At 71.2% G+C, this 14,030-nt stretch carries 10 protein-coding genes; 8 read left to right on the top strand and 2 right to left on the bottom strand.

The window, feature by feature from the left end:
* Window positions 1-49: 49 nt before the first annotated feature.
* The 6 genes from leuC (at window position 50) to CXQ97_RS00545 (ending at window position 6,697) form a co-directional block, all read left to right on the top strand.
* On the top strand, window positions 50-1,525 hold the full coding sequence (leuC, locus tag CXQ97_RS00570; RefSeq protein WP_104178914.1) for a 3-isopropylmalate dehydratase large subunit: 1,476 nt from the start codon (window positions 50-52) through the stop codon (window positions 1,523-1,525).
* Between the two features lie 9 nt (window positions 1,526-1,534).
* On the top strand, window positions 1,535-2,134 hold the full coding sequence (leuD, locus tag CXQ97_RS00565) for a 3-isopropylmalate dehydratase small subunit (protein WP_104178913.1): 600 nt from the start codon (window positions 1,535-1,537) through the stop codon (window positions 2,132-2,134).
* Window positions 2,135-2,369: 235 nt separating this feature from the next.
* Window positions 2,370-3,719 (top strand): UDP-N-acetylglucosamine 1-carboxyvinyltransferase, encoded by a 1,350-nt coding sequence (murA, locus tag CXQ97_RS00560; RefSeq protein WP_104178912.1) that lies wholly within the window; start codon window positions 2,370-2,372, stop codon window positions 3,717-3,719.
* A gap of 13 nt (window positions 3,720-3,732) precedes the next feature.
* Window positions 3,733-4,512 carry a 1-acyl-sn-glycerol-3-phosphate acyltransferase gene (locus tag CXQ97_RS00555; RefSeq protein ID WP_104178911.1) on the top strand — a complete coding sequence of 260 codons (780 nt, stop codon included), beginning with the start codon at window positions 3,733-3,735 and terminating at the stop codon, window positions 4,510-4,512.
* On the top strand, window positions 4,509-5,558 hold the full coding sequence (locus CXQ97_RS00550) for an NAD(P)H-dependent glycerol-3-phosphate dehydrogenase (RefSeq protein WP_104178910.1): 1,050 nt from the start codon (window positions 4,509-4,511) through the stop codon (window positions 5,556-5,558). The genes CXQ97_RS00555 and CXQ97_RS00550 overlap by 4 nt, the downstream gene beginning before the upstream one ends.
* Window positions 5,555-6,697 carry a D-alanine--D-alanine ligase family protein gene (locus CXQ97_RS00545; protein ID WP_104178909.1) on the top strand — a complete coding sequence of 381 codons (1,143 nt, stop codon included), beginning with the start codon at window positions 5,555-5,557 and terminating at the stop codon, window positions 6,695-6,697. Before CXQ97_RS00550 ends, CXQ97_RS00545 begins: the two co-directional genes overlap by 4 nt.
* Before the next feature lie 64 nt (window positions 6,698-6,761).
* On the opposite strand, the gene CXQ97_RS00540 is transcribed toward CXQ97_RS00545, so the two are convergent.
* A complete protein-coding gene (locus CXQ97_RS00540; RefSeq protein WP_104178908.1) occupies window positions 6,762-7,844 on the bottom strand; it encodes a YeiH family protein in 1,083 nt (360 codons plus the stop codon).
* A gap of 115 nt (window positions 7,845-7,959) precedes the next feature.
* Here CXQ97_RS00540 and CXQ97_RS00535 point away from each other — a divergent pair, with 115 nt between their 5' ends.
* Entirely contained in the window at window positions 7,960-9,072 is a 1,113-nt protein-coding gene (locus CXQ97_RS00535; protein WP_181034929.1) for a glycosyltransferase, read from the top strand.
* Window positions 9,073-9,399: 327 nt separating this feature from the next.
* Here the strand turns inward: CXQ97_RS00535 and CXQ97_RS00530 are convergent, their stop codons facing one another.
* Window positions 9,400-12,930, bottom strand: a complete 3,531-nt coding sequence (locus tag CXQ97_RS00530; protein ID WP_104178906.1) for a bifunctional proline dehydrogenase/L-glutamate gamma-semialdehyde dehydrogenase — start codon at window positions 12,928-12,930, stop codon at window positions 9,400-9,402.
* 141 nt (window positions 12,931-13,071) lie between these two features.
* Between CXQ97_RS00530 and CXQ97_RS00525 the strand changes: the two genes are divergently transcribed.
* Window positions 13,072-13,983, top strand: a complete 912-nt coding sequence (locus CXQ97_RS00525; protein WP_104179330.1) for a LysR substrate-binding domain-containing protein — start codon at window positions 13,072-13,074, stop codon at window positions 13,981-13,983.
* The last annotated feature ends 47 nt before the right edge of the window (window positions 13,984-14,030 follow it).

Genomic DNA, 14,030 nt, shown 5'->3' with positions numbered 1-14,030 from the left:
GGGTCGCCCTACCGGGCCCGGTTCGCCGGAACAGAGAAGGACGATCGTCATGGGCAAGACACTGGCAGAGAAGGTCTGGGACGCACACGTGGTCCGCAAGGGCGATGTCGTCGGCGCGGAAGCGCAGCCCGACCTCCTCTACATCGACCTGCACCTGGTCCACGAGGTCACCTCGCCGCAGGCCTTCGAGGGACTCCGCCTGGCCGGACGGCCGCTGCGCCGTCCCGATCTCACGATCGCCACGGAGGACCACAACACGCCGACGCTGGACATCGACAAGCCCATCGCCGATCTCACGAGCCGTACCCAGATCGAGACCCTGCGCGCGAACTGCCGGGAGTTCGGCGTCCGGCTGCACTCCCTCGGCGACGCCGAGCAGGGCATCGTCCACGTCGTGGGACCGCAGCTCGGCCTCACCCAGCCCGGGCTGACCGTCGTCTGCGGCGACTCGCACACCTCCACGCACGGTGCGTTCGGAGCACTCGCGATGGGCATCGGGACCTCCGAGGTGGAGCACGTGATGGCCACGCAGACGCTCTCGCTGAAGCCCTTCCGGACCATGGGCATCACGGTCGAGGGGACCCTCAAGCCCGGCGTCACGTCGAAGGACATCATCCTGGCCGTCATCGCCAAGATCGGCACCGGCGGGGGCCAGGGCTACGTCCTCGAGTACCGCGGCTCCGCGATCCGGTCGCTGTCGATGGAAGCACGCATGACCATCTGCAACATGTCCATCGAGGCCGGGGCACGCGCCGGCATGGTGGCTCCGGACGAGACGACCTTCGAGTACCTGAAGGGCCGCCCGCACGCGCCCGAGGGCGAGGACTGGGACGCCGCCGTCGCCGACTGGCGGGAACTGCGCACCGACGACGACGCCGTCTTCGACGCCGAGGTGTTCCTCGACGCGAACCTCCTCGAGCCCTTCGTCACCTGGGGGACGAATCCCGGCCAGGGCGTCTCGCTCTCCCAGGCGGTGCCCTCACCCGACGACTTCGCTGACGAGAACGACAAGGCGGCCTGCAACCGGGCGCTCGAGTACATGGCGCTCGAGCCGGGCACGCCGATGAAGGACATCCGCGTGGACACCGTCTTCCTCGGCTCCTGCACCAACAGCCGCATCGAGGACCTCCGCATCGCCGCCGACATCATCCGTGGCCGGCAGAAGGACCCCGCCGTGCGGATGATGGTGGTCCCCGGATCGGCGCGCGTCCGCCTGCAGGCCGAGGCGGAGGGCCTGGACCGCGTGTTCAAGGACTTCGGCGCGGAGTGGCGGTTCGCCGGCTGCTCCATGTGCCTCGGCATGAACCCGGACCAGCTGGCACCGGGGGAGCGGTGCGCCTCGACGTCGAACCGGAACTTCGAGGGACGCCAGGGCAAGGGCGGACGCACCCACCTCGTCTCACCCGTCGTCGCCGCCGCCACCGCCGTGCGCGGCACCCTCAGCTCGCCGTCGGACCTGGGTCCGATGCCCGTCGGCGGCTCCGGGGCCGATACCGCCACCGAGTCCACCGTCCCCGCCGCCTAGGAGCCCGCCATGGAGAAGATCACCACGCACACCGGCATCGGTGTCCCGCTGCGCCAGAGCAACATCGACACCGACCAGATCATCCCTGCCGTGTACCTCAAGCGCATCACGCGTACCGGGTTCGAGGACGCGCTGTTCGCCGGCTGGCGCAAGGAGGAGGGCTTCATCCTCAACCGGGAGCCCTACTCCCGCGGCACCGTCCTCGTCGCCGGCCCCGACTTCGGCACCGGGTCGTCCCGCGAACACGCCGTCTGGGCACTGAAGGACTACGGCTTTCGGGCCGTCCTGTCCTCGCGGTTCGCGGACATCTTCCGCGGCAACTCGGGCAAGCAGGGCCTGGTGGCGGCTCAGGTGGCGCAGGACGACATCGAGCTCATCTGGAAGATCCTCGAGAACGAACCGGGCGCCACGGTGACCGTCGACCTCGCCGCGCGCAGTGTGCAGTGCGGACCGGTCAGCGCTTCCTTCCAGCTCGACGACTACACGCGCTGGCGCCTGCTGGAGGGCCTGGACGACATCGGCCTCACCCTCCGGCAGGAGGAGCACATCACCACCTTCGAGGCCGGCAGGCCCTCCTGGAAGCCCACCACGCTGCCCGTGCGCACCTGAGCACACGCCCCGAGGATCACCCCCCGCGTATCGTCGACCAGGTCCGGATGTAGCGCTTCTCACGCCCCCTGCCGGCCCGGGAGGGAATGGCGACGCACCCGGACCGGTTCTTCAGAGGGGAACAGGGAGTGCACGACGTACCCTTGTATTTCTGTCTGCCGCGCCGTTCTCCTATGCTTGGTAGGAGCATTTTCGAGTCCGCGGGGGGTTCAACGTATGAGGGAAATAGGTATTCATGGGTAGCGTTCTGACCATCCGCGGCGGCATCCCGCTGACCGGCAAAGTCTCCGTCCGCGGTGCGAAGAACCTGGTTCCGAAGGCCATGGTCGCCTCGCTGCTGGGCAACACGCCGTCCGTCCTCCGCAACGTCCCGGAGATCAAGGACGTCGACGTCGTCACGAGCCTCCTGCAGCTGCACGGCGTCACCGTGACCAAGGACCCGGTCACGGGCGACCTCACGATGGACCCGATCGACGCGAAGATGGCGATGTCCAAGGACATCGACGCCCACGCCGGCGACTCGCGCATCCCCATCCTCTTCTGCGGGCCCCTCATGCACAGCATCGGCGAGGCCTTCATCCCCGACCTCGGCGGCTGCAAGATCGGCGACCGGCCGATCGACTACCACCTCGAGGTCCTCCGCAACTTCGGCGCCGTCGTCGACAAGCGCCCCGGCGGGATCTCCATCTCCGCGCCCAAGGGCCTCCATGGAGCGAAGCTCACCCTCCCGTACCCGAGTGTCGGAGCCACCGAACAGGTGCTCCTCACCGCCATCCGCGCCGAGGGCATCACCGAGCTCTCGGGGGCGGCCGTCGAGCCCGAGATCATGGACCTCATCGCCGTGCTGCAGAAGATGGGCGCCATCATCACCGTGCAGACGGACCGCGTCATCCGCATCGAGGGCGTCGCCGAGCTGACCGGCTACAACCACAAGGCCATCTCGGACCGCAACGAGACGGCGTCCTGGGCGTCCGCGGCCCTGGTCACCAAGGGTGACATCTACGTGGAGGGCGCACGCCAGCTCGACCTCACCGCGTTCCTCAACACCTACCGGAAGATCGGCGGGGCCTTCGACGTCGACGACGAGGGCATCCGCTTCTACCATCCCGGCGGTGCGCTGAAGCCGCTGGTGCTCGAGACGGACGTCCACCCCGGGTTCATGACGGACTGGCAGCAGCCCCTCGTCGTGGCCCTGACGCAGGCGTCCGGCGTGTCGATCGTGCACGAGACCGTCTACGAGCAGCGCTTCGGCTTCACGCAGGCGCTGATCCGCATGGGCGCCAACATCCAGCTGCACCGCGAATGCCTCGGCAGCGTCCCGTGCCGCTTCGGGCAGCGCAACTTCCTCCACTCCGCCGTCATCTCCGGACCCACCCAGCTGCGCGGCGCGGACATCGACATCCCCGACCTGCGCGGCGGCTTCAGCCACCTCATCGCGGCCCTCGCGGCCGAGGGCGTCTCGCGCGTCACCGGGATCGAACTCATCAACCGCGGCTACGAGCGTTTCCAGGACAAGCTCGAGGGCCTCGGTGCTGACTTCGACGTCTCGGAGGACGCGCCGGTTCCCGCCGCGGTCTTCTCCTAGGCGGTCCGGACACATGGGGGAGTCACGGGGCTCACGGGCCATGTTCACGTTCCTCGCATCCTGGGTGAGGCCGACGATGAACGCACTCATGGCCAAGGAATGGCGCGGGCAGGAGAGACTGCCCCGCGGGACGGGCATGATCGTCTGCCCGAACCACGTCACGGAGATCGATCCGATCGTGGTGGCGCACTTCCTGTACAACCAGGGCGTCATGCCGCACTTCCTCGCCAAGGCATCGCTGTTCGAGGTGCCGGTGATCGGGTCCATCCTGCGCACCGTCGGACAGATCCCGGTGGAGCGTAGCTCGGCGGGTGCCAACCGCTCGCTCGAGGCGGCCCGCGCAGCGCTCGCCGACGGCGGCGGCATCATCATCTACCCCGAGGGCACGCTCACGAGGGACCCCGACATGTGGCCCATGAAGGGGCACACGGGAGCCGCACGTCTCGCTCTCCAGACCGGGGCGCCGGTCGTGCCCATCGCCCACTGGGGTGCGCACGAGGTCTTCCCCCGCTACGCCAAGCGTTTCCACCTCTTCCCGCGCAAGCGTTCCCGCGTGCTCGTCGGCGAACCCGTCGACCTCTCCGACCTCCGGGGCGCCCCCCTCACGAAGACCACGCTCGATGCCGCGACCGAGCGCATCGTCGACTCCATCACGGCGCTCCTCGCCGAGCTGAGGGGTGAGGAACCGCCCGCCGAGCGCTGGGATCCGGCGCACAAGCAGCAGAAGCGGATGGGCCGGAACTCCGAGACCCCGGACGACCCCGACGGGTCGCCGCGCGGAGGGCGGTCATGACCGCTGCAGGGGATTCCCGGACCACCCCACCCGCGAAGATCGCGGTCCTCGGCTCCGGCAGCTGGGGGACGACGTTCGCCAAGGTCCTCGCCGACGCCGCCGCCGAGACCCCCGTCATGCTCTGGTCGCGCCGCCCCGAGGTCGCCGAGGAGATCACCGCCGACCACCGGAACTCGCGGTACCTCGGGGACACCCGACTGCCGTCGAACGTCGCCGCGTCCGCGGACGTCGGGGCCGTCCTGGCCGACAGCGAGCTCGTGGTCATCGCCGTACCCGCCCAGACGCTCCGGGCGCAGCTCCCGGCCTGGCGCCCCCTCATCCCGGCCACCGCCGTCGTCGTCTCCCTCATGAAGGGCCTGGAGGTCGGCACGGACGCGCGCATGAGCGAGGTGATCGCCGAGGAGCTCGGGCTGCCGGCGGAACGTATCGCCGTGCTGTCCGGACCCAACCTCGCCATGGAGATCGCCCGCGAGGAGCCGACCGCGTCCGTCGTCGCATGCCCCGACCATGACACCGCGGCGTGGATCGCGGCCGCCTGCACGGCCTCCTACTTCAGGCCCTACACCTCCACGGACGTGATCGGCGTCGAGATCGGGGGCATCGTCAAGAACGTCATCGCCCTCGCCGTCGGCATCTGCGAGGGGCGTCGCATGGGCGACAACACGAAGGCGTCCGTCATCACCCGGGGCCTCGCCGAGACCACGCGCCTGGCGGTGGCCCTCGGGGGCAAGCCCGAGACGCTGGCGGGTCTCGCCGGCATGGGTGACCTGATCGCCACGTGCTCCTCTGCGCTGTCGCGCAACCACACCGCCGGCCACCTGCTCGGCCAGGGCCTGACCCTCGAGCAGGTGACGGTGCGCATGAACCAGACCGCCGAGGGCATCAAGTCCGCCCACGCCGTGCTCGACTCCGCCACGAAACTGGGCGTCGACATGCCGATCACCGAGAGCGTGGTGGCCGTCCTCCAGGGGCGCCTGTCCGTCAACGACCTCGGACCGCGCCTGCTGTCCCGCAACCTCAAGCCGGAAGGCGATTCCGCCCCGTGACCACCGAAACACCCCTCCCCACCCGCAAGCCCCGTGTCCTCGTCCTGTTCGGCGGCCGCTCGAGCGAGCACTCCGTCAGCTGCGTGACCGCGGCCGGCGTCCTCGAGGCGATCGACCGGACCCGCTACGACGTCGTGCCCGTGGGCATCACGAGGTCGGGGCAGTGGTCGCTGGTCTCGGCGGATCCGTCCGCGTGGTCGCTGCGCTCCGATGTCCTGCCCGAGGTCGTCGCGACGGAACAGGCCGTGGTCATGGGGTCGGCCACCAGCGGGGGTGTCGGCCAGGAACTGCTCGTCGCCGCGCCGGGGTCCGTCCCGGAGAGCCTGGGCGGCGTCGACGTGGTGCTGCCGCTCCTGCACGGTCCGTTCGGTGAGGACGGCACGCTGCAGGGCATGCTCGAGATGGCGGAGATGCGCTACGTGGGGGCCGGCGTCCTGGCGTCCGCCGTCGGCATGGACAAGCACTACATGAAGGTGGTCTTCTCGGCCGCGGGGCTCGAGGTGGGCCCCTACGAGGTCATCACCGACCGGCAGTGGCGCAGCGACCCCGACGCCTGCGTGACGCGGGCCGCGGGCCTCGGGTTCCCGCTCTTCGTCAAGCCGTCCCGTGCCGGCTCCTCCATGGGCATCAGCCGCGTCGAGGACGCCGCCGGGATCAGGGACGCCGTGGAGGCGGCCCGCGCCCACGATCCGAAGGTGGTCGTCGAGGCCGGGATCGAAGGCCGCGAGATCGAGGTGGCAGTCCTGCAGGGACGCGGGCTCGAGGCGCCGCGCACGTCGCTGCCGGGGGAGATCGCGATGCAGCCCGGCGACCATGCCTGGTACGACTTCGAGGCCAAGTACGTCGACGGCGCCGCGGCCGAGCTGTCCTGCCCGGCGGATCTCCCGCCGGACATCCTCGACCGCGTGCAGCTGCTCGCGGGCCAGGCGTTCGAGGCGATCGGCGGGGAGGGCCTCTCCCGGGTCGACTTCTTCTACACGCCCGACGGCCGCCTGGTCATCAACGAGATCAACACCATGCCCGGCTTCACGCCCATCAGCATGTACCCGCAGATGTGGGCGAAGTCCGGCCTCGGCTACACCGAGCTGATCGACGAACTGATCGGGCTCGCGCTCAGCCGCCCCACCGGGCTGCGCTGACCCCGGCCCGCCCCCGGGCGCGAGCGGAGGGCGGGCGTCGTCGGGCCCCCGCCGGGGCCGGCGGTCACGCCAGCAGGAGCACGCCCACGAGCGAGCCACCCGCGAGCAGGGTGCTCGAGCCGGCGCCGACGGCGGCGAAGCGGCCTCCGGTGCGCAGTAGGCGGCGCACGTCGATACCCGCCCCGAGACCGAACATGCCCGCCGCCAGGAGGACCGTGGTGACGGTGCGCCCGCCGTCGAGCACCGGACCGGGCAGGATCCCGAGCGAGCGGACGCCGACCATCACCAGGAAGCCCAGCACGAAGAGGGGCACCACGGGTGGGCGGGGCCCGGTCGCCGGGCCCGTGGTCGTCGGGGTGTCCGGATCATCGGCCCGGCTCCCGGCCCGGTGATCCGCGGCTGGGATTGCTGCGGTGCGCCGTCGTTCCCCGACGGACGCGAGCGCGGCGACCGGCGCGAGCATGAGGACCCGGCCGAGCTTGACGACCGTTGCGACGGCGAGGGCCGTCGCCCCTGCGGTGCCGGCGACGGCCACCACCTGCGCCACCTCGTGGACCGCCAGGCCGGCCCACATCCCGAAGCGGTCCTCGCTCAGGCCGAGCAGCCCCCCGAGCACGGGCAGGACGACGATCATCAGTGACCCGTACAGGGTGACCATCGCGACCGCGGCGGCGGCCTCGTCGTCGTCGGCGTTCACGACACCCTGGAGGCCCGCGACGGCCGATGCCCCGCAGATCGAGAAGCCCGCGGCCATGAGCGTCGCCCCGGCGCGCGAGAGTCCCAACCGCAGGCCCAGCTGCAGCGTGAGGACATAGCTCAGGGCCACGCAGGCGATGATCAGGCCGAGGACCGGGAGGCCGAGTGCCACGATGTCGGGCAGCGCGAGCTGGAGGCCCAGCAGGACGACGCCGGCCCGCAGGAGCCGCTTCGTCCCCGCCTTCACGCCGGGCCGGAGAGCCGGGGCGTAGAGGGAGGAGTTGGCGAGCAGCACACCGAGGACGAGTGCGATCACCAGGGGACCGAGAACGGCCTGCAGCGACCCTGTCCAGACAGCGACGGCGACCCCCGCGGCGACCACCGCCAGCCCGGGCACCAGCGACCCGGTCCGCGGCCGCAGGAGGGCAGGGCGGTCGGACGATGACGGCATGGCAGGGGCACTTCCGGCTCTGGTCAGGGAGGTTGCTTCCCGTCATTGTTCCACGGGGGAGGGAGCAGTATCCTCATCCCCCAGCATCGTTCGGCGAGTTCCCCGGAGGGACGCCATGTCCACCTTCCTCTTCGCCACGCTCGACGCCGGCGGCAATGTCCCGCCGGCCCTCCTGATCGCCCGCGAGCTGATGGGCCAGGGCCACGCCGTCCGGTTCCTCGGTCATGAGGCGCAGGCGGAGACAATCCGGGCGTCGGGAGCGGACTTCACCGCGTACCGCACCGAGGCGCCGACCACCCCGACCGTCGAGGTGTCCGCCCTGCGCGACTCCCTCAACTGGTTCTCCACGCTCACCGACCCGGGTATCGCGCGCGACCTGATGTCCGACGTCCACCGCGATCCGCCGGATCTGCTGGTCATCGACTGCCTCCTCCTGGGAGCCCTCGGTGCCGCCGCGAAGGCAGGAGTCCCCTACGTCTCGCTGGTCCACAGCTTCTATGCCTACTTCGACGGCCCCTTCCGGCGCGACCCGGTCTCGGTACTCGCACGGCTGAGGGGATTGGGGCCGCGGCAGGTGACGCGGCAGGCACGGAGTGTGCTCGTCTGCGCGGATCGGGATCTCGACCCCGCGGGTCACACCCACCGCTCGGGGAGGGCCGTGTGGTCGGGAGCGGCACTGGATGTCGCAGCCCCGGCGGAACCACCGGTCCGTCCCCATGTCCTGGTGAGCCTCAGCACCATCGCCTATCCGGGACAGCCCGAGGTGCTCCGGAAGATCCTCGGTGCGGTCGCGGACCTGCCCGTGGACGTGACACTGACGACGGGCCCCGCGGTCGACCCGCAGGCTCTCTCCGCTTCACCCAACACGGTGGTCCACCGCTACGTCCCGCACAACGACGTGATGCCCCGGTGCTCGGCCGTCATCGGGCACGGCGGACACGCGACGACGATGCGGGCCCTCGCCCACGGTCTACCCATGCTCATCCTGCCGCTGCATCCCATGCTCGACCAACCCATGATCGGCAAGGTCGTGCAGGACGCGGGCGCGGGGCTGACGCTGAGCCGCAAGTCCTCCGAGGCACAGATCGCAGCCGCCCTGACGACCATCCTCGGCACCGGCACCTACGCGGCGGCCGCCTCGGCCATCGGCGACCGCCTCCGGGCTGCCGACGGTGCACGGCGGGGAGCGCGGCTGCTCGAGGACGCCGCGCAGCGCGCCGTGGCCTGACTCCCGCTTCCCTGCTTCCCGCAGGGGCGGACGGCCGAGGCGACATGTGGCCGCCGTCGTTCCTCGGTTTCCACCGCGAGCGAGGTCGGACGGCGGCGTGTCGCACTCCGACACGCGTATCCCGGCAAGAAAAGAGGGAACGACGGCGGGCAGCACGATGGCAGCAAGGCGCCCCGGGGAGGGGCCGCCGCGCCGGGTGCCCATCCCCGTGGGGGAGGTGCCCCGGGGATGAGCGGCCGCGCCGGGTGCCCGGCCCGGACCGCGCCGGGTGCCCGGCCCGGACAGCGGCGATGCCGGCCCGGACAGCGGGCCGGCCGGTCCGCGCCGCTAGAGGAACCCGACGGTCAGGTCGTTCGGGGTGCCGAAGCGGTGGGCGGTGATGCTGATGGCCTGCTCCTGCAGGAACGGCAGCAGCTCGATCCGCCCCGACTCCGTGACGGGCTGCGCGTACATCGCGAGATCGGGCCGCCCGCCCGTCACGGCTGCGAGCGCCGACGCTCCTCCGCCGATGAGCCGGACGCGGCGGAGGGGCAGTGTCGCCGCGCGGGCCAGCCAGGCGGCGTCGTCCTCGACCGTGATGCTCTCGACCTGCTCGTGGAGCGCGGAGCGCAGCTCCACGGGGAGGTCGACGGCGGACGAGACGGCCACCGGTGCACCGGCCGCCGTCGCCGCCAGCAGGACACGCACGAGGTCGGCGACGGGCGCGCCCTCCGCCAGGCGGATCGTCACCGGGTGGGGGAGGTAGCGGAACAGGTTCCGCTCGGCCGAGAGGGCGGACACGTCGCGGACGCGGCCGAACTCCTCGTTCCACGCCTCGGCGTCCGACGCGGCGGCCCGGGCGAGGCGGGCGCCATCGGCGTCGGGCAGACCGGCGGTCCGCACCGCCGACAGCAGGGGCTCGACGACGGGTAGGGGGGCACCCTGGGCCTCGGCCTTCCTCGGGGACCACGTCCCGAGACCCACGAGGTAGTTGGGGCCGCCCGCCTTCGTGCCGGCCCCGACGGCGGACTTCTTCCAGCCACCGAAGGGCTGACGCTGCACGATCGCCCCCGTGATACCCCGGTTGACGTACAGGTTGCCTGCCTGCACGCCGTCGATCCAGGCGGCGATCTCCCGGCTGTCGAGCGAGTGGATACCGGAGGTGAGGCCGTAGTCGATGTCGTTCTGCAGGGCGATCGCCTCCTCGAGGGTCGCGGCGGTCATCACCCCGAGGATCGGCCCGAAGTACTCGGTCAGGTGGTAGGTGGAACCACGCTTCACGCCGACCCGGATGCCCGGGCTCCACAGGCGCCCCGAGTCGTCGAGCCGCTGCGGTTCGACGAGCCACGACTCACCCTCACCGAGTGTCGTCAGGCCGGCGAGCAGCTTGCCGGCGGCGGGCTCGATCACCGGACCCATCTGCGTGGTGGGATCGTCCGGGTAGCCGACGGAGAGCGAGGCGACGGCGTCCAGCAGCTGGTTGCGGAACCTGTGCGATGTCGCCGCGCTGCCCACGAGGATCACGAGGGACGCGGCCGAGCACTTCTGGCCCGCGTGGCCGAATGCCGACTGTGCGACGTCCTTCGCGGCGAGGTCGAGGTCAGCACTCGGGGTGACGATGACGGCGTTCTTGCCCGACGTCTCGGCGAGCAGCGGCAGATCGGTCCGGAACGAGCGGAACAGCTCCGCGGTCTCGTAGCCGCCGGTCAGGATGACCCGGTCCACGCGGGGATCCGAGATGAGCCGGCGCCCGAGGTCACCCTCCTCGACCTGTACGAGGCGCAGGACCTCGCGTGGCACGCCCGCGGCCCACAGCGCGTCGATCATGACGGATCCGGACCGGCGTGCCTGGGAGGCGGGCTTGATGATCACGGAGGACCCGGAGGCGAGCGCGGCCAGGGTCGAGCCGGCGGGGATCGCGACCGGGAAGTTCCACGGCGGCGTCACGACGGTGAGCCGGACGGGGGAGAACACGGCGCCGTCGACGTCGTCGAGCTCGCGGGCGCGCTCCGCGTAGTAGTGGGCGAAGTCGCCGGCCTCGGAGATCTCGGGGTCGGCCTGGTCCAGGGTCTTGCCGGTCTCGGCGGCCATGACCTCCATGAGCTCGGCGCGGCGCGCCTCGAGGGCGTCGCCCGCGCGGTGCAGGATCACGGCCCGCTCGGCTCCGCTGAGCGCACCCCACGAGGCGGCGGCCGAGACGGCACCGGCGATGGTGTCCTCGAGCTCGTCGGCGCGCGTGAGCGTCGTCTCTGCGACGAGTCTGTTCCCCAGCTGGGAGGCGGGGACACGATCGAGGATCGCCCGGCCCCACGCCCGGTTGGCCGGGAGCGAGGGGTCCGTGTCGGGGGTGTTGGTGAAACCCGTGCCCGGGTGCGGCCGGACGGGAGCGGTGCGGTCCTGCCTGCGGTTCGGTGCGGGGATCGAGGTGTCCAGCTCCTCCAGGGACGCGAGGAAGCGGTTCTTCTCGCGGTCGAAGAGTGCCTCGTTCTCGGAGAGCTCGAAGACGGCGGACATGAAGTTGTCCTGGCTCGCCCCCTCTTCGAGACGCCGGATCAGGTAGGCGATGGCGACGTCGAACTCACCCGGGTGCACCACCGGCGTGTAGAGGAGCAGGGAGCCGACGTCGCGCCGGACCGCCTCCGCCTGACCCTGTGCCATGCCGAGGAGCATCTCGAACTCGATGCCCTGACGGACGCCGCGCTCACCGGCGAGCAGCCAGGCGAAGGCGAGGTCGAACAGGTTGTGCCCGGCGATGCCGACGCGCACGTTGTCGATGCGCCCGGGCTGCAGGGCGTAGTTGAGCACGCGCTTGTAGTGCGTGTCGGAGTCCTGCTTGGACCCCCAGGTGGCCAGCGGCCAGTCGTGGAGGGACGCCTCGACCTGCTCCATCGGCAGGTTCGCCCCCTTCACGACGCGGACCTTGATGCCGGCGCCTCCACCGGCGCGGCGGGCCGCGGCCCACTCCTGCAGGCGGACCATGGCTCCGAGCGAGTCGGGGAGGTAGGCCTGCAGGACGATGCCCGCTTCGAGCTCCGAGAACTCGGGCCGGTCGAGGATCTCCATGAAGACCGCGATCGTGAGGTCGAGGTCCTTGTACTCCTCCATGTCGAGGTTGATGAACTTGCGCGGCTCGGACCGGGCGGCGAGCGCGTACAGGGGGGCGAGCTTCTCGGCGACGTGCTGCACCGCCTCCTCGAAGGCCCAGGCGGTGTGCGGGGCGACGGTGGAGGACACCTTGATCGACACGTAGTCGACGTCGGGGCGCTCGAGGAGCCGGACGGTGCCCGCCAGGCGGCGTTCGGCCTCGTGGTCGCCGAGGACCGCCTCGCCGAGGAGGTTGACGTTCAGGCGGATCCCCTCGCGCCTGATCCTGGCGATCGAGCGGCCGAGCCTGGCATCGGAGGCGTCGATGATGAGGTGTCCCACCATCTCGCGCAGCACGCGCCGGGCGATGGGGATGACGACCTGCGGCAGGACGGGCGCGACGGCGGCGCCCACCTTGACGGCGGAGCGCATGTACCAGGGGAGGAACCCGGGCACCTTCGGGGCGATCGCACCGAGGTTGCGGGCGGCCACCGACAGGTCCTCGGGCCGGATGACGCCGTCCACGAAGCCGACGGTGAAGGCCAGCCCGTCCGGGTCCTTGAGGACACCGGCGAGCTGCTGGGCGGACGAGTCGACGGGCACCTTGGAGGCCTCGGTGAGCCACCGGCGTACCAGGGCGACGGCCTGCTCCGGCAGCGCTGCCGGGATGTCGGTGGTGCCGCCCGGACCGGCGGTGAACCGGCGGGGCGTGTCGTCGGATGCGGTGCCGGGCGCCGACGCGTCCCGGGGTGCCGGAGCGGCGGCGTCGTGGAGGCGCGGGATCTGGGTTGTCATGGCACAGGCTTTCGATCGGACGGCTTCCGCGGGAAGGTATTTCCTTCCCAGTATCGAACCGCCGTACGATTAGGAAAAGCGATGATTACCGAACGGTACTCGTGAGCACAACCGATCCAAGAGATGGCACCCGGAGGCATCGTGCTCGACCTGCGCAGGCTGCGGCTGCTCCGTGAACTGAAGATCCGCGGCACTCTCGCGGACGTCGCGGAAGCCCTGAACTACAGCCCCTCCTCGGTCTCGCAGCAGCTCGCCCTGCTGGAGAAGGAGGTGGGCGTGGAACTGCTGCGGAAGGCCGGCCGCCGGGTGGTGCTGACGGCGCAGGCCGAAGTGCTCGTCGCCCACACCGCCGAGCTGCTCGAGACGCTGGAGCGCGCCGAGGCGGACCTCGCGGCGTCGCTGACCACGGTGTCCGGCACCGTCCGGGTGGCGGTCTTCCAGTCGGCCGCGCTGGCACTCATGCCGGGCGCCCTGACGGCCATGACGCGCGACTATCCCGACGTACGCGTCGAGATGGTGCAGCGCGAACCGGAGACCGCCCTGTACGAGACGTTCGCCCGCGACTTCGACCTCGTGATCGCCGAGCAGTACCCCGGACACGCGGCTCCCCGCCACCCCGAACTCGACCACGTGCCCCTGACGGAGGATGCGATCCGCCTCGCCGTCCCGCTCGCCGGCGACCATGCGGGCATCACCACCGTCGCGGAGGCTGCCGCGGCTGCATGGGTCATGGAACCGAGGGGAGCGGCCTCCCGCCACTGGGCGGAACAGGCGTGCCGGCGGGCCGGCTTCGAACCCGATGTCCGTTACGAGACCGCGGATCTGCAGGCGCAGATCCGCCTGATCGAATCGGGCAACGCGGTCGCGCTGATGCCCGACCTCGTCTGGACCGGGCGGAGCGTCCCCGTGCAGCTCCTCGGCCTCGGGGAGAGTCCGCGGCGCTCCATCTTCACCTCGGCCCGCCGCGCGGGTGCGCAGCGGCCCGCCGTGCTGGCCGTCCGCGAGGTCCTCGGACGCGCCGCGTCCGACGTGCGGCGGCCCCCCTCGTCGTAGCCGGCCGGTGAGACCGGCCGCCGGCCGATCGGCAGGGAGCGGCGAAG

Origin of the sequence: Arthrobacter sp. B0490, from assembly GCF_002929355.1 — a bacterium.
Lineage (GTDB): Bacteria > Actinomycetota > Actinomycetes > Actinomycetales > Micrococcaceae > Arthrobacter_D.
Note: the sequence above shows the minus strand (reverse complement) of the source record. Positions and strands in the feature narration are given on the sequence as shown.

Excerpts from the sequence above, each read along its gene's own strand:
- CXQ97_RS00540 (WP_104178908.1), bottom strand. The coding sequence starts at position 7,844 with ATGCCGTCATCGTCCGACCGCCCTGCCCTCCTGCGGCCGCGGACCGGG.
- CXQ97_RS00550 (WP_104178910.1), top strand. The coding sequence starts at position 4,509 with ATGACCGCTGCAGGGGATTCCCGGACCACCCCACCCGCGAAGATCGCG.
- CXQ97_RS00555 (WP_104178911.1), top strand. The coding sequence starts at position 3,733 with ATGGGGGAGTCACGGGGCTCACGGGCCATGTTCACGTTCCTCGCATCC.
- leuD (WP_104178913.1), top strand. The coding sequence starts at position 1,535 with ATGGAGAAGATCACCACGCACACCGGCATCGGTGTCCCGCTGCGCCAG.
- leuC (WP_104178914.1), top strand. The coding sequence starts at position 50 with ATGGGCAAGACACTGGCAGAGAAGGTCTGGGACGCACACGTGGTCCGC.
- CXQ97_RS00530 (WP_104178906.1), bottom strand. The coding sequence starts at position 12,930 with ATGACAACCCAGATCCCGCGCCTCCACGACGCCGCCGCTCCGGCACCC.
- CXQ97_RS00535 (WP_181034929.1), top strand. The coding sequence starts at position 7,960 with ATGTCCACCTTCCTCTTCGCCACGCTCGACGCCGGCGGCAATGTCCCG.
- murA (WP_104178912.1), top strand. The coding sequence starts at position 2,370 with ATGGGTAGCGTTCTGACCATCCGCGGCGGCATCCCGCTGACCGGCAAA.